At 67.9% G+C, this 19,279-nt stretch carries 12 protein-coding genes; 6 read left to right on the plus strand and 6 right to left on the minus strand.

Translation table 11 applies throughout. The features are described from left to right. The 3 genes from BC1002_RS19775 to BC1002_RS19785 are packed head-to-tail and all read right to left on the minus strand — an operon-like array spanning nucleotide 1 to nucleotide 3,061. On the minus strand, nucleotides 1–741 hold the full coding sequence (locus BC1002_RS19775) for a cobalt-precorrin-6A reductase (protein WP_013091758.1): 741 nt from the start codon (nucleotides 739–741) through the stop codon (nucleotides 1–3). Then, a complete protein-coding gene (locus BC1002_RS19780; protein WP_013091759.1) occupies nucleotides 738–1,838 on the minus strand; it encodes a cobalt-precorrin-5B (C(1))-methyltransferase in 1,101 nt (366 codons plus the stop codon). The genes BC1002_RS19775 and BC1002_RS19780 overlap by 4 nt, the downstream gene beginning before the upstream one ends. After that, on the minus strand, nucleotides 1,838–3,061 hold the full coding sequence (locus BC1002_RS19785) for a bifunctional cobalt-precorrin-7 (C(5))-methyltransferase/cobalt-precorrin-6B (C(15))-methyltransferase (protein ID WP_041735308.1): 1,224 nt from the start codon (nucleotides 3,059–3,061) through the stop codon (nucleotides 1,838–1,840). Before BC1002_RS19785 ends, BC1002_RS19780 begins: the two co-directional genes overlap by 1 nt. A gap of 312 nt (nucleotides 3,062–3,373) precedes the next feature. Here BC1002_RS19785 and cobG point away from each other — a divergent pair, with 312 nt between their 5' ends. Genes cobG through cobJ form a run of 4 tightly spaced genes read left to right on the plus strand, consistent with a single transcriptional unit; the run spans nucleotide 3,374 to nucleotide 7,957 of the window. Continuing rightward, nucleotides 3,374–4,843 carry a precorrin-3B synthase gene (gene cobG, locus BC1002_RS19790; protein ID WP_013091761.1) on the plus strand — a complete coding sequence of 490 codons (1,470 nt, stop codon included), beginning with the start codon at nucleotides 3,374–3,376 and terminating at the stop codon, nucleotides 4,841–4,843. Beyond that, complete coding sequence (locus BC1002_RS19795) at nucleotides 4,836–5,462, plus strand: precorrin-8X methylmutase (RefSeq protein WP_013091762.1); 627 nt, start codon at nucleotides 4,836–4,838, stop codon at nucleotides 5,460–5,462. The genes cobG and BC1002_RS19795 overlap by 8 nt, the downstream gene beginning before the upstream one ends. A gap of 12 nt (nucleotides 5,463–5,474) precedes the next feature. After that, nucleotides 5,475–6,206 (plus strand): precorrin-2 C(20)-methyltransferase, encoded by a 732-nt coding sequence (locus tag BC1002_RS19800; RefSeq protein WP_041735309.1) that lies wholly within the window; start codon nucleotides 5,475–5,477, stop codon nucleotides 6,204–6,206. Next, on the plus strand, nucleotides 6,203–7,957 hold the full coding sequence (cobJ, locus tag BC1002_RS19805) for a precorrin-3B C(17)-methyltransferase (RefSeq protein ID WP_013091764.1): 1,755 nt from the start codon (nucleotides 6,203–6,205) through the stop codon (nucleotides 7,955–7,957). The genes BC1002_RS19800 and cobJ overlap by 4 nt, the downstream gene beginning before the upstream one ends. Before the next feature lie 34 nt (nucleotides 7,958–7,991). Here the strand turns inward: cobJ and BC1002_RS19810 are convergent, their stop codons facing one another. Both BC1002_RS19810 and BC1002_RS19815 read right to left on the minus strand, forming a co-directional pair. Continuing rightward, the gene (locus BC1002_RS19810) at nucleotides 7,992–10,613 is read right to left on the minus strand and encodes an AAA family ATPase (protein WP_013091765.1); all 2,622 of its coding nucleotides are present in this window, start codon (nucleotides 10,611–10,613) and stop codon (nucleotides 7,992–7,994) included. Next, nucleotides 10,610–11,812, minus strand: coding sequence for a metallophosphoesterase family protein (locus BC1002_RS19815; protein ID WP_013091766.1), 1,203 nt, complete (start codon nucleotides 11,810–11,812; stop codon nucleotides 10,610–10,612). The genes BC1002_RS19810 and BC1002_RS19815 overlap by 4 nt, the downstream gene beginning before the upstream one ends. Nucleotides 11,813–12,018: 206 nt before the next feature. On the opposite strand from BC1002_RS19815, the gene BC1002_RS19820 reads away from it, so the two are divergent. Both BC1002_RS19820 and BC1002_RS19825 read left to right on the plus strand, forming a co-directional pair. Continuing rightward, on the plus strand, nucleotides 12,019–13,299 hold the full coding sequence (locus tag BC1002_RS19820) for a DUF445 domain-containing protein (protein ID WP_013091767.1): 1,281 nt from the start codon (nucleotides 12,019–12,021) through the stop codon (nucleotides 13,297–13,299). 143 nt (nucleotides 13,300–13,442) lie between these two features. Then, nucleotides 13,443–15,416 carry an AI-2E family transporter gene (locus BC1002_RS19825; RefSeq protein ID WP_013091768.1) on the plus strand — a complete coding sequence of 658 codons (1,974 nt, stop codon included), beginning with the start codon at nucleotides 13,443–13,445 and terminating at the stop codon, nucleotides 15,414–15,416. 59 nt (nucleotides 15,417–15,475) lie between these two features. Here the strand turns inward: BC1002_RS19825 and BC1002_RS35660 are convergent, their stop codons facing one another. Continuing rightward, entirely contained in the window at nucleotides 15,476–19,261 is a 3,786-nt protein-coding gene (locus tag BC1002_RS35660) for an autotransporter outer membrane beta-barrel domain-containing protein (protein WP_162094069.1), read from the minus strand. Between the last annotated feature and the right edge of the window lie 18 nt (nucleotides 19,262–19,279).

Genomic DNA, 19,279 nt, shown 5'->3' on the forward strand with positions numbered 1-19,279 from the left:
TCACTGAGCCGAATCCGCATGTGCCTGCGGGGGCAACGCATCGAGAAGATCGGCAACGCCGGCGAACTCGCGATCGACGTCGGGCAACACCGGCCGTCGCAGCATGATTACCGGCAAGCAGCGTTCGCGCGCAACTTCGAGCTTGGCCTCGGTCGCGGCGCCGCCGCTGTTCTTGCTGACGACGACGTCGAACCCCTGCAGTGCGAACAGCGCGCGTTCGCCGTCGAGCGTGAACGGTCCGCGCGCCGCGAGAATGCGCGCGCGCGCGGTGTCCGGATGCGGATCGAGCACGCGCACGGTCCAGAATTGATACGGCGGAATCTCGTCGAGATGCGCGAGCGGTTCGCGTCCTAGCGTGAATAGCGGCCGCCTGAACGCCGCGAGTGCGTCGATCAGTCCGTTCCAGTCATCGACCATGCGCCAGTCGTCGCCGGCTTGCGGCTGCCACGCTGGTCGCCGCAATGCCCAGCACGGCACCTTCGCGACGCGACACGCCTCTACGGCATTCGCGCTGATCCGCGCCGCATACGGATGCGTCGCGTCGATCACGAGGCCGATCGCTTCGCTCGCGAGGTAACGCGCCAGACCCTCGCTGCCGCCGAAACCGCCGACGCGCACCGCGCACTTCAAGTCGTCGGGCACCTTGCCGAGTCCCGCGAGACTGTACACATGCGCGCGCCCGAGTTGGCGCGCGATCTTCAGCGCGTCGCCGGTGCCGCCGAGCAGCAGGATGCGCGTCATCGGGCGACTCCGACGAAGTTGCCCTGCCGGTCGATCGCGAAGATTTCGACGCTGACCTGCGGCGGCACGATATCGCGTGCAACGGCCAATGCCTGCTGACAGACGATATCGCCGAGCGGCACCTGTTGCGCGTGCGCGAGAACGAGCGCCTGCTGGCTCGTGTTGGCCGCGCGCATCGCCGCTTGCAGCGCGGCGTCGGCGCCATGCTCGGCGGCCCAGCCGGCAAGCTGTTCGAGATCGATGCTGGAGTTGCGGCTATGCAGATCGAGATGGCCGGCCGCGAGCTTGCTGAGCTTGCCGAACCCGCCGCAAATGCTCAGACGCTCGACCGGCGCGCGCTTCACATGCTTGAGCACCGCGCCGACAAAATCGCCCATTTCGATCAGCGCGATATCGGGCAGGCCGTAGTGCGCGCGCATCGCGTCCTCGCTCGCGTTGCCGGTGCAGGCGGCCACATGCATATAGCCGTTCGCGCGCGCGACGTCGATACCCTGATGGATCGACGCAATATACGCCGAGCACGAAAACGGCCGCACGATCCCGGTGGTGCCGAGTATCGACAGTCCGCCGACGATGCCGAGCCGCGGGTTCATCGTTTTCAGCGCGAGCGCTTCGCCGCCTTCCACGCCGATCGTCACTTCGAAGCCGCCGCGATACGCATGGCGCGCGGCGAGTTCGTCGAGGTGCAGCGTCATCATCTGGCGCGGGACCGGATTGATCGCCGGTTCGCCGACCGGCAGCGTGAGCCCAGCGCGCGTGACCGTGCCGACGCCCGGCCCGGCGCGAAAGATCACACCGGGCTCGGGCACGAGGCGCACGCGCGCGAACACGAGCGCGCCGTGTGTGACGTCGGGATCATCGCCGGCATCCTTGATCGTGCCGGCTTCGGCGATCCGCTCGCAGTCCATCTCGGCAAAACGGCAGAACGTGAGCCGCATCGGCACATGCTGGCCCTTCGGCAGCACGATCTCGGCGACCTCGCTGACCTCGCCCGCCAGCAGCAAACGCGCGGCCGCCAGCGAAGTCGCGGTCGCGCAACTGCCGGTCGTGTAGCCGCTGCGCAGCGGCGCCGGTTGTTCGGGGGTTTCGTCGCGCATTACGAATCGGCTGACGGTTTGGCAGGTTTGGTCACGTCGAGCAGCGTGATCGGCAACGCCTGGCGCCAGGTATCGAAGCCGCCGAGCGGTTGGGCGTGCGCGAGAGCGATGCGTGTCAGCGTGCCGCCATGCTGCTCGCGCCACGCGGCGAGCACCGCCTCGCCTTGCAGCGTGACCGCGTTCGCGACGAGCCGGCCGCCGTCGCGCAGTTGCGCCCAGCAGGTGTCGAGCACGTCCGGCACCGTTACGCCACCGCCGATAAACACCGCGTGCGGCGCGGGCAGTCCCCGCAACGCGTCCGGCGCGCGGCCGGCCACGAGTTGCAGACCGGGCACACCCAGAGCATCGCGATTCTGTTCGATGAAGCGCTGCCGCGCGTCGTTCGCTTCGATCGCGATCGCACGACAGGTGGGATGCGCGCGCATCCATTCGATTCCGATCGAACCGCTGCCCGCGCCGACGTCCCACAGCAACTCGCCGGGCGCGGGCGCGAGGCGCGCGAGCGTGATGGCGCGCACGTCGCGCTTGGTCAACTGGCCGTCGTGGATAAAGGCGTCATCGGGTAAGCCACAGCTCAGCGGCAGACGCGGCGCTTGCGCCGACGCGCGGCAATCGAGCGCGATCAGATTGAGCGCGGCCATCTCGCCGGCCGGCCATTGATCCGCGCGGCCATCGACACGCCGTTCGCGCTCACCACCCAGATGTTCGAGCACGGTCATGTGAGTCGCGCCGAAACCGCGCGCATCGAGCGAGGCCGCCAGCGCCGCCGGGGTGTGGCCGTCCGCGCTCAGCACGAACAGGCGCGCGCCGTCGTGCAGATGCGCATTCAGCGTGGCAAGCGGCCGGCCGACCACCGACACGGTCGCGACATCCTGCAACGGCCAGCCGAGCCGCGCGGCCGCGAGCGACAGCGACGACGGCGCGGGCAGCACGCACAATTCGCCGGCCGGCAACTGCCGCGCGAGCGTCGCGCCGACGCCGAACAGCATCGGGTCGCCGCTCGCGAGCACGCACACCGCGTGCGGACGCTCGGCGAGCAACGGCGCGAGATCGAACGGACGCGGCCACGCGGCGCGGCGCGCGGCGAGCCGCGCAGGCAGCATCGCCAGATGGCGCTCGCCGCCGTACACGACCGACGCGCCCAGCAACGCCCGACGCGCGGGCCGCCCCAAACCCGCGAAGCCGTCGTCGCCAATGCCCACTACGGTCAGCCATGCCGGCATGCGTCCATCCTCATCAGTTGCGTCGATTCTCGGGCGATTGCACCGCGCCACGTCATGCATGCGGTTGCGCGCAGGCTCGCACGACGGATTGCGAAAGTCCGCATGATACCGCCGCCATGCGGCCCGCGGGTACGCGGCAGAGCGCCATGCCGCCACGATCTCCGGCGTCCCGCGATAGCCGGGAAACAGCCGCCGCGGCCACAGCCTGAAGATATAATGGCCGCTTTCATTGCCCACGGTCAGCCCGAAGCGCTTTTCGGCCGCATGGTTCACGCCGGCCTTCATCGGGCAGCATGCAGCGAGGCCGCCGCCATGCCGTCGCGCGACGCTAAACCCGGTGCCCCTTTGAATCGAGCTTCACCTCCCACCGTTCCGTCCCACGCGGCCACACCACCGCGGTCCCCGGCATGTCCGGGGTTGCTGCGCATCGTCCCCGCGCGCGACGGCGGCATCTGCCGCATCAAACTGCCCGGCGGCGTGCTGAGCGCGGCGCAGGCCCACGCGATCGCCGATGCGAGCACACGGCACGCGAGCGGCGTCGCCGAGCTGACCAATCGCGCGAATCTGCAATTGCGCGGCGTGCGTAGCGGACACGAAGCTGCGTTGAGCGCGGCGCTGATCGGCGCGGGACTCGGACCGGCCGCCGCGAACGACCCGCACACTACCGATCCCACCGCGCTCACTTACGCCGACGACATCCGCAACGTGATGATCAGCCCCGCCGCCGGCCGCGATCCGCACGCGCTGATCGACACGACGCCGCTGTGCGCAGAACTGCTCACGCTGCTGCAAAGCGATGCGCGCTTCGCCGGGTTGTCGCCGAAATTCGCGCTGCTGCTCGACGGCGGCGAACGACTCGCGCGAGTCGATCATCCGCACGACGTGTGGCTCGCGGCGTCGGCTGACGAAGAAGGCGTGCGCTTCGTGTTCGGCCTCGCGGGGTGCCCGGACTCGACCGGCGAAAACGCGATCGCGGGCGACCATCGCGATGCCAACGGCACGGGCGCGCTCGCGGCCGTCCCGCCGTCGCGCGTGCCAGCGCTCGTGCGCGCGTTGCTGCACACGTTCCTCGACCTCGCCCCAGCCGACGCGAGCCGCATGCGCGATCTGCTCGCCACGCACGCCGCCGATGCGCTGCTGCAACACGCGCAACGCTTCGTCGATTTCCCGCTCGCGCGCGACGCATTGCTGCGCCACTGGCAACGCCACCTTCCCGCCGACGCGTCGCTGCGGCTCGGCGCGCATGCACAGCGCGGCGACGGCACGTGGCACGTCGGCGGCCAGCCACCGCTCGGCCGTCTCGATGCGGCCACGCTGAGCGGCCTTGCCGCGCTCGCGCAGCAACACGGCAACGGCATGCTGCACGCAACGCCATGGCAAAGCGTGCTGCTGCCCGACATCGCGACCAACGCCGTGCCCGCGGTGCTGGCGAAGCTGAGCGCACTCGGCCTCGCCTGCGATCCCACGCAGGCCATCACGCATGTGATCGCCTGTGCCGGTTCGGCCTGCTGCGCGAAGGGCCTCGCCGACACCAAGATCGACGCGCTGCAACTCGCCGAGCGCTTACCCGCCGGCATCGACGTGCATCTGACCGGCTGCCCGCGCTCGTGCGCGGCCGCGCATCGCGCGCCGTACACGCTGCTCGCCGCCGCGCCCGGCCACTACGACCTTTATCGACGCGACGGCCGCCCCGGTTTCGGCCAATGCGTCGCGCCCCAACTGACGATCGACGAGGCCGCCGCGCTGCTCGCTCGCCTCGCCCGGAGTACTCCCCATGCTTGATTACATTCGCGACGGTCAGGAGATCTATCGCCAATCGTTCGCGACGATCCGCGCGGAGGCCGACCTCGCGCGTATCCCCGCCGACCTCGAAAAGCTCGCGGTGCGCGTGATCCACGCGTGCGGCATGGTCGACGTGATCGACGACCTCGCGTTCTCCGACGGCGCCGGCAGCGCGGGCCGCAGCGCGCTCGCGCAACGCGCGCCGATCCTGTGCGATGCGGGCATGGTCGCGCAAGGCATCACGCGCGCGCGGCTGACCGCGAACAATGAAGTGATCTGCACGCTGACGCACCCGGACGTGCCCGCGATGGCGCGCGACATCGGCAACACGCGCTCGGCCGCCGCGCTCGAATTGTGGCGTCCGCATCTCGCGGGCAGCGTCGTCGTGATCGGCAATGCGCCGACCGCGCTGTTCCATCTGCTCGACATGCTCGATGCCGGCGCGCCGAAGCCCGCGCTGATTCTCGGCTTTCCGGTCGGCTTCGTCGGCGCGGCTGAATCGAAAGCGGCACTCGCGGAAAACAGCCGCGGCGTTCCCTATGTGGTCTTGCACGGACGGCGCGGCGGCAGCGCGATGGCCGCCGCCGCGGTCAACGCGCTTGCGACGGAGGTCGAATAAATGAGGAGCCAGATAACGAGTCGCGGACGGCTGTACGGTATCGGTGTCGGTCCCGGTGATCCGGAATTGCTGACGTTGAAGGCGCTGCGGCTGCTGAAAGCGGCGCCGGTGGTCGCGTATTTCGTCGCGAAGGGCAAGAAGGGCAACGCGTTCGGCATCATCGAGGCGCATCTGCACGACGCGCAGCGGCATCTGCCGCTCGTCTATCCGGTCACGACCGAAGCGCTCGAACCGCCGCTGTCGTATGAAGCGATCATCGCGGACTTCTACGACACCGCCGCCGAAGTCGTCGCGGGCCATCTCGACGCGGGCCGCGACGTCGCCGTGGTCTGCGAAGGCGATCCGTTCTTCTATGGCTCGTACATGTATCTGCACGACCGGCTCGCGGCACGCTACGACAGTGAGGTGGTGCCCGGCGTGTGCTCGATGCTCGGCGGCGCGGCGGTGCTCGGCGCGCCGCTCGTGTATCGCAATCAGAGCTTGTCGGTGCTGTCGGGCGTGCTGCCCGAAGATGAATTGCGCCGCCGCCTGGCCGATGCCGACGCGGCGGTCATCATGAAACTCGGCCGCAATTTCGACAAGGTGCGGCGCGTGCTCGACGAACTCGGACTCGCGCAGCGCGCGTTGTATGTCGAGCGCGCGACGATGCGCAATCAGCGCATCGTGCCGCTCGCCGAAGTCGATCCGATGGCGTCGCCGTATTTTTCGCTGCTGGTCGTGCCGGGGCAGAAATGGCAAGGATGAACGCGCCCGCGATCGTGATTCTCGGCACCGGCGCGCTCGCGACGGCGCGGCGGATTCAGGCGCTGTATGTCGAGCGTGACGCGCATGCCGCGGCCGGCGTTGCTACGGCGTGTCAGGTCCACGCGCTGCAAGGCCGCGTCGAGGCCGACGTGTCGTACAGCGAACTCGGCGCCCAACTGCGCGAGCTGTATGCGCGCGGCACGCCGATCGTCGCGTTGTGCGCGGCCGGCATCGTGATTCGCTGCCTCGCGCCGCTGCTGTCGAACAAGGGTGCCGAGCCGCCGGTACTCGCGGTCGCCGAGGACGGCAGCGCGGTCGTGCCGCTGCTCGGTGGCCTCGCGGGCGTCAACTTGATGGCGCGCGACATCGCCGCTGCGTTGGCCGTGCAGCCCGCGATCACGACGAGCGGCGAGTTGCGCTTCGGCACCTGCGTGCTCAATCCGCCCGATGGCTATGCGCTCGCCGATCTCGGCCAGGGCAAGCGCTTCGTGTCGGATCTGCTCGCGGGCGAAAGCACGCGCATCGAAGGCGACGCGCCGTGGCTCGACGACGCGCAACTGCCGCGCTCGGAGTCGGCGCGTCTCGCGATTCGCGTGACGCCGCGCGCGTGGGATGGGCGTGAAGACGAGCTCGTGATTCATCCACGCAGCGTGGTGGCGGCTGTCGTCAGCGTCGATGCCGATTCCGCCGACGCGATCGTCGCACGCGTGCGCGCGGCACTGAAAGCGCACGGTCTCGCGATGCTTTCGCTCGCGGCCTTGCTCGGGCCATCGGCGAGCATGACCGACCCGGCGCTTGCGCAAGCGGCAAGGCTGCTCGACGTGCCGCTACGCTTCTCCGATGCTGGCGCCGAACCGGGCGAAACGGATGCCGCACGCTTGCTGCATACCGCGCTACGCGTCCCCCACGAAACGCTGCACGACGACGCACACCCGAACGTCGCGCTCGCCCTCTGCTCACTCGCCATCGACCCCGCGACGCTCGGCCGTGCCCGCGGCCGTCTGACCGTGATCGGCCTCGGCCCCGGCTGCGCCGAACTGATGGTCCCGGCCGCGCGCACCGCGTTGAACGAAGCGACCGACATCCTCGGCTACGACACCTACGTGAAAATGGCCGGCCCGCTGCGCGCGGATCAGCGTGTGCACGGCACCGACAATCGCGAGGAAATGCAGCGCGCGCGGCACGCGTTCGAGCTCGCGAGCGAAGGCCGCTCGGTCGTGATGGTGTCCTCGGGCGACCCCGGCGTGTTCGCGATGGCGGCCGCCGTGCTCGAAGCGCTCGAAGCTTCGAGCAACGACGCATGGGCGGCCGTCGAATTATCGATCGTACCTGGCGTGTCGGCCGCGCTCGCGACCGCCGCGCAGGCCGGCGCGCCGCTCGGCCACGACTTCTGCATGCTGTCGCTGTCGGACAACCTGAAGCCGTGGACGATCATCGAAACCCGCCTGCGCCATGCGGCGCAAGCCGATCTCGTGATGGCGTTCTACAACCCGATTTCGCGCGCGCGTCCGTGGCAACTCGACAAGGCGCTCGATATCGTGCGGGAATATCGCGCGCCATCGACCCAGGTGGTGCTCGGGCGCGACATCGGCCGGCCTGGCGGCACGCTGCGCACGCTGACGCTCGGCGAACTGCGCTCGGCCGACGTGGATATGCGCACGATGGTGATCGTCGGGTCGTCGCTGACGAGAAGATTCGCGTGCGGCGATAACGGCGCGCAATGGGTGTACACGCCGCGGTGGTACGAGTAAGCGGGCCGTACCGGGTGGTGCCAGCCCGCCCCGCTCATGCCACCTTCAGATCCTGCACCGCCCGCTGCCTGACGCCCAGGTCGTCCCACAACTCCGGATGACACGTGAACACCAGAATCTGATGCCGCGTCGCCGCGTCGATCAACACGCGTTTGAGCGCATCGCGGCGCGCGGCATCGGTGTGGACCGCGGCATCGTCGAGCATCAGCAGCGTCGGCCGGCCTGAGGCCTGCAACAGGTCCGCGTACGCGAGCCGCGTCAGGATGCCGAGCTGTTCGCGCGTACCGAAGCTCAGCGCGTCGAGCAGTTCCGCGCGGCCGTCGCGATCGAGCATCGCCGGAATCAGATCGTCGCCGAGCGCAAGGCTCGACTGCGGAAAAATCCGCTTCAGATAGTGACCGAGCCGCTCGGTCAACGGCGCGCGCAGCTGCGCGAGCGCGGCGTCGCGTTCGTCGACCAGCACTTCATCGAGCAGACTCAGCGCGCTCGCGCGCAGGCTCAGTTCGTCCTTGCGGCGCGTGGCCTGCTCGACCTGCGCTTCGAGCGCGGCAAGCCGTTCGCCGAGACCCGATGCACCCATCGTTTCGAGCTGGCTACGCAGTTCCGCGATCCGCAGTTGACGCTCGTGCTGCTCGTTGCGCGCGAGTTCCGCCGATGCGCGATAGCGCTTCGCCTCCGCCACGGGATCGTCCAGCCGCGCCGTATCTAGTTCGCGTTCGCGCTCGCCGCGCTGGTTCTTCAGCGCATCGACTTTCACGCGCTGCTCGACGATGTGCGCCTGCCATTGCGCGCGGTTGCGCCGGAACGCTTCGTCGTTGAGCTGCGCTTCCTTGCGTTGCAGCTGCGTCGCGAGCGAATCGGCCTTCGCGACGCCGGTGGATTGCGCGCCCGCCGCCTGTGCGAGCACCTTGCGCGCGGTCTCCAACGCGTCGCGCGCGATGTCGGCGTTGCGGCGCGCGTCGTCGAGCGGTGGCGCCGCGGATACGTCGGGCAGACCGGCAAGGCGCTCGCTCGATGCCTGCAAGCGCGCCGCCGTCGATGCCAGCGCCGCGCGCAACGCATCGATGCCGTGCGGTGCATGGACCTCGAGTATCCTGGCCTGGCTCTTCTGTTGCGCGACCAGCGTTTTCCATTGCTCGTGACGCGCCTGCGCATCATCCACCGACGCGACGCCGAGCGACCGCAGCAACTGTGCGTGCTGCGTCTCGAGCGACGCCAGCTCCGACAACCGCGCGGACAGATCGGACACACCCGGAATAACGCGCAATTCGCCGAGCTCGCCGAGGCCGATGCGCTTTTCTTCATCGACACGCAGTACGCCCGTGCCGCCGATCGTCTGATCGCCGACGCGCAAATCGCCGTTCAAGCTGTACTCGATGCGCGTCATCGCCGCTTCGGTCCGCGCGCGCAGCACGGTCAACTCGCCGTCGAGCGTGACGAGGCGCTTGAACTGCGCGTCGTCGAGTTCGAGCGCCGCGGCGTCGCGCGCCGCCTGCAAGACGGCAGCGTTCGCCTTGTCCGCCTCGCCGATCGACGCTTCGAGCCGCTGGCTCTCCGCCCGATAGAAATCGACCTGGCTGCGCAGATCGGCAGCGGTCACGGCCGCGTTCGCGAGTTCGAGCGCACGGTTCGCCTCGGCCGCTGCCTGCTCGAATTGCGCTACACGGCTTTCGGCCTGCGCATGCGCGGTTTGCGCGGCCGCGACTTCGGCGCGCGCCGCGTCGAGTTGCTCGCGTTCGCGCGCGAGCGCCGCCTCCATGTCGAGCGCGCCCTGTTCCTGCTGCACCGACAACGCGAGTTCGGCCTCACCGATCTTCAGCGACTGCGCGAGCCCTTCGAGGCCACGTTCGAGTTGCTCGACCGCCGCGGCGCGTTGCTGCGCGAGCGCGGCCTTCTGCTCGTGAAGCTCCCACGGACGCCGGCGCTCGGCGTCGTCGAATGCCTGCTGTTGCGAGGCGAGGCGCGCGATGTTGTCGTCGAACTGCTGGCGCTGCTGTTGCAGCTCGTCGCGGCTCGCGATCAGCGTCGCCAGCTTCTGCTCGGCCTCCGCAAGCGGCCCGGTCGATTTCTGCGTGCGCGCGGTCAGCAGTTGCCGCAGCTCGCGCTGCACGGCCGCGATCAGCGCGTCCTCGCCACCCGCTTCGCGGCCGCCCGACAGTTGCGTGAGCGCGTCGCGCAGATACTGCGCCGCGTGCCCGGTCGAATCGCGCATCTCCTGCGTGCCGCCTTGCTGCACCCACAACAGACCCGGCACGCCGGCGTTTTCGGCTTTCATCGGACCGCGCGCCGCGCGCGAAAAGCCGAGCAGCGCGGCGAGCTTGTCTTCGGCTTCGTCCTCGCTATACACGGCCTGGCCGATTCTCAGCTCGCAGCGCTGACGCGACACGAACTGCTTCGACAGACGGCACGCCACCCCATCGAGTTCGAAGCTGACCTCGACCGACGGTTGCCCGTTCGCGAGTCCCCACGGCAACAGGTCCTTCAGATGCGAGGCCTTGTAGCGTTCGAGGAACACCGTGCGGACCGCTTCGGCAATCGTGCTTTTGCCGGCCTCGTTCGGGCCGACGAACAGGTTCAGACCGGGCTGCAGATCGTCGATCACGATCTGCCCGCCGAACTGCCTGAATTCCTGAATCGCAATACGTTGCAGCTTCATGCGCAGGCTCCTTCACGCGGCGCTTCAGGTTGCCGTTCGCGCGCCTGCGCGGGCGGCGCGGCATGGGAATCGCGGTGCCACTGTTCGCGCTGAAAACGCGCCAGCAGCAGCAACGCTTCGGCCGCGCGCCGCGCCTGTTGCGGATCGGCCTGGGCGTCTTCCTGCAAGCCGCGCAGCCGTGCCACCACCTTCGCGAGGTAGCCGCTTTGCGCGCCGAGTTCGGCGAGATCGTCGGCGGTGGGCAGCACGTGCAGGCTGCTCAGATCGGCACGCAACGCGCGCACGCGGGCGCGAGCCTCTTCGACCGCGACACGCAGCGCCTCGGCATCGGCGAGCGCCGCGGTGCCGTCGACCTCGATGCGCAGCACGTCATTCGCGCCGAGTTCGACGAGGCGGGCTTTCAGTGCGTCGATGTCGGTCGGCACCGAAATCGTCTCGTCCCAGCGATGCCACCGGTATCGCCCGATTCGAACCACATCGACCTGCGGCACCGCGCCGGGATCGCTGACGGTGACGTCGAGCACGAAGCCCGGCTCGTTCGCGCGGAAACGGTCCTGTTCGTGCGTGCCCGCGTACCACGTGCGTTCGTCGACGCGCAGATGGCCGTGCCAGTCGCCGAGCGCCAGATAGTCGAGCCGCGCGCTCACGGCGCGCGTCGGCGCGATCGGGTTCGACGAGTCGATGCCCTCCTGCAGAATGCCGCCGACGCTGCCATGCGCGAGCCCCACGCGGTGATAGCCGGGCGGCGTCTCAACGGAATCGAAGAAGGCGGTGGTGTCGTCGTAGGTGATGCGCTGCGTGAGCGGCGCGCATAACAGCGCGCAACGGCACGCGTCGAGCAGCACGACGCCGCTTTCGAGCACGACGCGCACGTTCGGCGGCACGCAATTGAGCCGCTGCGCGCGGGTCCACACGCTTTCGACGAGCGCCGCGTCGTGATTGCCCGGCAGCATGACCCACGTTCCGGAAAACGCTTGCAGCGCGGCGAACAAACGACGGATCACGGTGTCCGACACCGTCTGCAGGTCGAACACGTCGCCCGCGACCAGCACCGCGTCGACGTTGCGCGCGGCCGCTTCTTCGGCGATGCGGCGCACCGTGTCGAAGCGCGCTTCGCTGAGATGCGCGGCCTCGTCCGGTTCGAACTGACCGAACTGCGTGCCGATCTGCCAATCCGCGGTGTGCAGAAACCTGATCACTGTGCCTCCATTGCGTTTGCGTTGCGTCGTGTTGCGTGGGCGCTCGACGACGAGCCCAACCGCGAATGTTACCTTGCCGAAGCCCCGGCGCGTATTGCGCGTGCGTATCGAGGCTGGACGCGTGCGCGGGCCGTACCGCATCATTGCAACCGAACCGGCTGAGCCCCGCACCTTTCAGCCGCCGCCGATACGATCAACCGCGCCCGATGGACAAGACCACCGAACTGAAGAAAGCCAAGCGCACGCCTTTACTGCTGCTGCTCGCGGCCGCCTGCGTTTTCGTCGTCACCGCGTTCCTGCCGCGCGGCCTGTGGGTCGACGGCATCAAGGCCGTCGCCGAGGCCGCGATGGTCGGCGCGCTCGCCGACTGGTTCGCGGTCGCGGCGCTGTTTCGCCGTGTGCCGATTCCGGTCGTGTCCGCGCACACCGCGATCATTCCGCGCAACAAGCACAAGATCGCCGACAACCTCGCGGACTTCGTGCAGGACAAGTTTCTCGACGTGCCGTCGCTGGTCGGTTTGATCCGCCGGCACGATCCGGCACAGACCATCACCGTGTGGCTGGGCGAGTCCGCCAACACCGAGCGTCTCGGCGACTACGTGGTGCGGCTCACCGGCGGCATCCTCGAGGTGGCCGACGACGCGCGCATCCAGAACTTCATCAAGGACGGCTTGCGCGACGTGCTCGCGAAGGTCGATCTGTCGCAATCGCTCGGCGCCATCCTCGACACGCTGACGCGCGACGGCCGTCATCAGGAACTGCTCGACACCGCGATCGATCAGGTGATCGCGGTGCTGCGCGAGGCGCCTGCGCGCGAATTCATTGCCGGGCGCATCGTCGATTGGGTGAAGAGCGAGTATCCGACGATGGAGAAGTTTCTGCCGTCGGCGTGGATCGGCGACAAGGGCGCCGAAGCGATCGCGAGCGCCGCGAACCGTATGCTCGAACAGATCGCCGAGAACCCCACCCACGAACTGCGCGACAAGTTCGACCGGGCGGTGCAGAAGCTGATCGTGCGGCTGAAGACCGATCCGGTTTTCCTGCAACAGGGCGAAGCGCTGAAGCGCTATCTGGTCGAAGGCGAGGCTTTCAGCGCCTACGTGAAGGACATGTGGGGAGAACTGCGCGCGTGGCTCAAGCGCGATCTGCAAAGCGCCGACTCGGCGCTGCATGCGCGGGTCGCCGCGATGGGCGCGTGGGTCGGCCGCGAACTCGCGCGCGATCCAGCGCTGCGGCAATCGCTGAACGATCATCTCGAAGAAGCCGCGCGCGCGATGGCGCCCGACTTCGCGCAGTTCCTCACGCGCCATATCAGCGATACCGTGAAGAACTGGGACGCGCATGAGATGTCACGGCAGGTCGAGATGAATATCGGCAAGGATCTGCAGTACATCCGCATCAATGGGACGATCGTCGGGGGATTCATCGGTTTGCTGCTGTACGCGAGTTCGCAGTTGCTGGAGATGTTGCGAGTGCACGTAGGCTGACGACTCGCGCTCCTCGAGCGACCCGCCGCGAGGCTGCGCGTGAGCCCTGCTACCACCAAACCGCCTACAATTCGGGCATATGTCTTGCGGACGACCAGAACTCCGCTCGGTCGTCAACGCGTCCCAACCGGAATTGTGTTTACATGAAAATATCGCTGCCGCCGCCGCATGGGCGCCCCAACCGCGTTTATCCGCCGGGCACGCCGGGCCTGCATGGCCTCGTGTCGCTCATCACCGGCGTGGTGGTCGTGTGCGCGCTGTACTTCGGCCGGGAGGTGCTGATTCCGATCACGTTGTCGGTGCTGCTGAGCTTCCTGCTCGCGCCGCTCGTGCAGATGTTGCGGCGTCTGCACATGGGCCAGTTGCCGTCGATCTTCATCGCGGTGCTGTTCGCTCTCGCGTCGCTGCTCGCTATCGGCGCGCTGATCGGCGCGCAGCTCGTGCAGCTCGCGAACGCCCTGCCGCAGTACCAGGAAGCGATCGAGCAAAAGATCGAAACGGTGCAGGAAAAGACCGTGGGCCGCGCCGATTCGCTGATGAGCAGCGCTGCCAGCGCGCTGCAGCGCATGGCGCCGTCGCGCCCGGCGCCGCCGCGCCCGACCGGCCGCGCCGCGCGCAACGCGCCGCAAGTGCCGCAACAGGTCGAGGTGCACGAGCCCGCGCCGACGCCGGTGCAGCTCGCGCAGCGTGCGCTGACGCCGGCCATCGCGCCGATCGAGACGACCTTCATCGTGCTCGTCGTGACGATCTTCATCCTGTTGCAGCGCGAGGATTTGCGCGACCGTCTGATCAGCCTGTTCGGCTCGCGCGACCTGCACCGCACCACCACCGCGATCAACGATGCCGCCGGGCGCCTGTCACGCTATTTCGTCGCGCAGCTCGGCGTGAATCTGAGCGCGGGCGGCATCATCGCGATCGGGTTGGCGATCATCGGCGTACCGGGCGCGCTGCTGTTCGGCGTGATCGCCGCTTTGCTGCGCTTCGTGCCGTACATCGGCATCTGGATCGCCGCGATCCTCGCGGTGTTTCTCGCGGCCGCGATCCAGCCGCAATGGACGATGGCGGTCCTCACGCTGATCCTGTTCATCGTCGTCGATGTAGTCGCCGGGCAGATCGCCGAGCCGCTGCTGTACGGTCATCGCTCGGGCCTGTCGCCGCTCGCGGTGGTGGTCGCGGCGATTTTCTGGAGCTGGCTGTGGGGGCCGGTCGGCCTCGTGCTGTCGACGCCGCTCACGCTGTGCGTCGTCACGCTCGGGCGCTACGCGGACCGCTTGAACTTTCTGACCGTGCTGCTCGGCGATCAGCCCGCGCTGACGCCCGCGCAGAACTTCTATCAGCGCCTGCTCGCCGACGATCCGCACGAGGCGATCGTGCAGGCCGAACGGCTGCTGCGCGAGATGTCGCTGATCGACTACTACGACAAGGTCGCGCTCGAAGGCCTGCGGCTCGCGCGCAACGACGCGCAGCGCGGGGTGCTGATGCCCGAGCAGTTGCAGCGGATCAACGACGCGCTCGTCGATATCGTCGAGAACCTCGAAATCGCCGACGGGCTGCGCGACACGCTGTCACCGGCCGAACCAGCGGATGCGGGTAACGCGCTGCTTGCGGGGGCGCCGGACCTGGCGTCGCCGGGCGCGGGTGCCTCCGAGCGCTACGGCAGCGATCTGCTGTCGCGCTCGCCACAGTTGGACGAAGCGGGCAAGGCGGCGGTGTTGTGCGTGCCCGGCCGCGGCGCATTCGACGAAGTGACGACGGCCATCGCCGTGCAACTGCTGAACCGCCAGGGTTTCGCGCCGCTGATGGCGACGCACTCGGGCTATCGCAGCGCGCGCGCCGATGAGCCGAGCTTCAAGGACACGTCGATCATCTGCATCGTGTCGCTCGACGCGCCCGAGTCGCCGCCGTATCTGCGCAACATGCTGCGGCGCACGCGCGAATGGCGGCCACGCGCGACGCTGGTGCTCGGCGTCGGCGATGCGCCGGACGACAGCGTCGAGCTTGATGCGGGCGGCGAGTTGCATGCGTCGCCGACGTTCCGCGCGATGATCCAGGCATGTCACGCTGCGACGAGCGGGCAACCCATGCGGCAGCAATCGCAGACGGCCAGCGCGGGCTGAGGCTGGGCAGGTTGACGCTGCGCCAGCCTGAAGACACCTTGCACGTTTAGCGAGCGGCGCTACCATTGGTAGCGCACGCCGAGATCGCCCTCGACACCGCTACGGCGGACATTGCTGTTTCCACTCACGGCAAACTGGTAGCCGAACTGTCCGTACAGGTTGAGCCGCTCCTTGATCTTTGCGGTGACACCGCCGGCGAACTCCAGTCGGGTGGCCTGCACATTTAGCGGCACTGGGTCATTGGAGAAGGTCGTGGTGGCCTGGGCATTGAAATCCCGCCACACGTTGGCGCGCACATACGGCTGCCACACCGCTCCATTGCCGCCTTCGATGGTCCACTTCCCGCGCACGCCGAGGCGGCCACTCGCGCCCGAAGTGGAGCCGAGGGAGACTTCACCCAGACCATCGTTCGCATCGTTGAACGACACATGCTGCCAAATGATCTGCGCCTGCGGCTCCAGCTCGAAACCCGGGCCGAACGGCAGCGGGATCGGATAGCCCCCCTCGAGGGATGTCGCGAAGCCCGTACCCCGGACCGGCAGATTCGCAAACTGCGTCGTCGCGGCGCCGTCGTAGTACGTACCCTGCACGACCGCATCGAGATACCAGCCACTCGGGCCGTAGTGCGTCCAGTAGCCACCGCCTGTATACGCATTCAGATGCATCGAGCCGGTGTGCTCCAGCGCATATCCGGTTGCCGGCGCGTTGGTGACGAGGCCATCGACATCCGCACTGCCGTAGCCGTACGCAAAGTACACGCCTGCAGCGTCGCGATGACCGGGCCAGATGCTTCCGCGCCATACGTCGAGACCGGTCTGCAAGCCTCCGACTCCGCCGCTCACCCGCGGCCCGGCGTAAGCCCCATAGCGGTTGTCGATCTGGCCGCCGAAAACGCGTCCCCAGGCGGAGCTTGCCCAGCCCGAGCCGCCCGCGGCGCCGCTCTGTGTCGTGAGCGTGTCGCCGATGCGCTCATGCAGCGTGCCGAGCATCTCGACACCCATCTGCCGGGCGACCGGTTGAACTACGCCATAAGTGGCCAGTTCCGGCCCGATGATCGGGTAGACGCCTGGCGGCAGCGGTTCCGGTGGGGGCTCGGTGCCAGGTCCTGTTCCCGGTTCCTCTTCGCCTCCGCCCGGCGGGGGTGGCACGACGAACGACGAGCGCAGAAACCAGTCCTCGGGATGGCTGCTGTTGAGGCCACCGCGAAACAAACGATAGTCTTTGGCGCCACCGCGCGCCTCGCCGACGAGCGTAAAGGCGTCCGGCGCCGTGGTGCCGCCGTTGGTTGTCTCGACGACGAGAATGCCGTTGCCCGTCGTCAACCCACCGGCGCCGCCTGCGTTCGTGATGCGCACGGCTGAAGGGTCGGCACTGCCGCCGTTGATGATGAGCCTGTCCGACGGCGAGCCATCCAGACCGAGGAACGTGCGCAGCGCGAGCGTGCCGCCGGCGCCCACAAAATTCTTGACAGTGATCGCACCGAATTGCCCTGCCGGGAGCCCGAAGCCCGGCTCAACCGTTCCCGCATTGGTGACGGTGTTCAGCTCGGTTCCTGTACCGCCCAGGGTTCCGTTCGCCTCCACATTGACCGGCGATTGCAACGAGCCGGTCAGATTGAGCACGCCATTGCGAACGTTCGTCGGACCGGTAAACATGTTCTGGCCGGATAACGTGAGCACGCCGTTGCCGGCCTTGGTCAGTGCTCCGCTGCCGGAGAGCACGCCGGACCATGTCGCGCCGAGGCCGTTGGTATCGATGGTCGACGTCGTGCCGCCGACCAGCGTTGCGTTGACGCCTGCGCTCAGCGCCGAGCCCACCACCTGTATCGTTCCTCCACCGAGATTGAACGCATAGGTGCCGCCCAGATTGTTGAAGTCGCCGAGCAGCGAGCTTCCGCCAATCTGCAGTGTGCCGCCCGACAGGTTATACGTGCCGTTGCCGGCCGCCGCGAGGAACAGCCTCGACGCGCCGCCGATTGCCAGGGTGCCGCCGGTCTGGTTGATCGTACCGGTGCCCTGGCTACCGGTGGACGTGACGTTCGAGCCGATGAACAGCGTCCCGTTCGCCACGTTGAAGGTGCCGCCGCTCAGGTTGAGCGTGCCGCTGCTCGGGTTGCCTTGCGTATTGCGGCCGAGCGTCACGAAGTCGGTGGTGCTGTTGCCGAATCTGACCGTTCCGCCTGCCAGGTTATAGATGCCGGTACCGCCCTGGTTGCCGATGTTCAGCGACACCGGCGTGCCCGGCGTACCGAAGACGACGTTGCCCGCGGTCTGCGTCACCGTGCCTGTGCCGCCGAAGTCACCGAGCTGGAGCGCAGAGTTGAACGTGAGCGTGCCGCCGCTCACGTTCAACGTGCCAGACGACGTCGATCCGGGAACCTGCGTCGCCAGCGTATTGCCGAGGCCCAGCGAAAGATAGTCGATCGCGGTGCTGCCGCTCGTGACCGCCAGGCCACCGCCCACTACAAAAGCCGAGCCGCCCTGAATCCGCGCACCGTTGATCGTGAACGTCCCTGCGCCAGTCTTGACGAAGATACCGTGCAGCGCGTCGCTCGCGGTGCCGGTATTAATGATCGCGCCGGAGAAACTGCTGCTGGTGTTGTCGGTGCCAACCACCAGTATGTTCGTGCCGTCGATCACGGTGCCGCTGCCCGACAGGTTCGGCAGCGGCACGACGCCCGTCGCGACTCCCGGAATCGGAGTGGTTGTGACGCCCGAAATATCGAAGGTGCCGTTGTTTATCATCCCGCTGGTCAAGTTGATGCTGCCGCTGCCCGTCAGAGCCAGCGTGCCGGCAGAGATGGTCGTCATGCCGGTATAGGTATTCGCATTGGTCAGCGTGAGCACGCCGTTGCCGGCCTTGGTCAGTGCTCCGCTGCCGGAGAGCACGCCGGACCATGTCGCGCCGATGCTGTTGGTGTCGATGGTCGACGTCGTGCCGCCAACCAGCGTTGCGTTGACGCCTGCGCTCAGCGCCGAGCCCACCACCTGTATCGTTCCTCCACCGAGATTGAACGCATAGGTGGCGCCCAGATTGTTGAAGTCGCCGAGCAGCGAGCTTCCGCCAATCTGCAGTGTGCCGCCCGACAGGTTATACGTGCCGTTGCCGGCCGCCGCGAGGAACAGCCTCGACGCGCCGCCGATTGCCAGGGTGCCGCCGGTCTGGTTGATCGTACCGGTGCCCTGGCTACCGGTGGACGGGACGTTCGAGCCGATGAACAGCGTCCCGTTCGCCACGTTGAAGGTGCCGCCGCTCAGGTCGAGCGTGCCGCTGCTCGGGTTGCCTTGCGTATTGCGGCCGAGCGTCACGAAGTCGGTGGTGCTGTTGCCGAATCTGACCGTTCCGCCTGCCAGGTTATAGATGCCGGTACCGCCCTGGTTGCCGATGTTCAGCGACACCGGCGTGCCCGGCGTACCGAAGACGACGTTGCCCGCGGTCTGCGTCACCGTGCCTGTGCCGCCGAAGTCGCCGAGCTGGAGCGCAGAGTTGAACGTGAGCGTGCCGCCGTTCACGTTCAACGTGCCAGACGACGTCGATCCGGGAAGCGTTGAAGCATTGCCCAAGCCCAGCGAAAGATAGTCGATGGCGGCGTTGCTGCTCGTCGCCGCCAGTCCACCGCCGATCACGAATGCCGAGCCGCCCCGGATCGTTGCGCCGTCGATCGTCAGTGTTCCGCTCCCCGTTTTGACGAACTGGCCTTGTTGGGACGTTGGATCGCTCGCAACGCCGGCGTTGTTGATCGTGCCGGAGAAGCTGGTGCTCGTGTTATCGGTGCCAACGAACAGGACGTTGTTGGCGGGGTTGTCGATCGTTTCGCTGCCGGAGAGATTGGGTCGTTCTGTCACCGTCTGCTGCGCCAATAC

Origin of the sequence: Paraburkholderia atlantica, assembly GCF_000092885.1 — a bacterium.
GTDB classification, from domain to species: Bacteria; Pseudomonadota; Gammaproteobacteria; order Burkholderiales; family Burkholderiaceae; genus Paraburkholderia; species Paraburkholderia atlantica.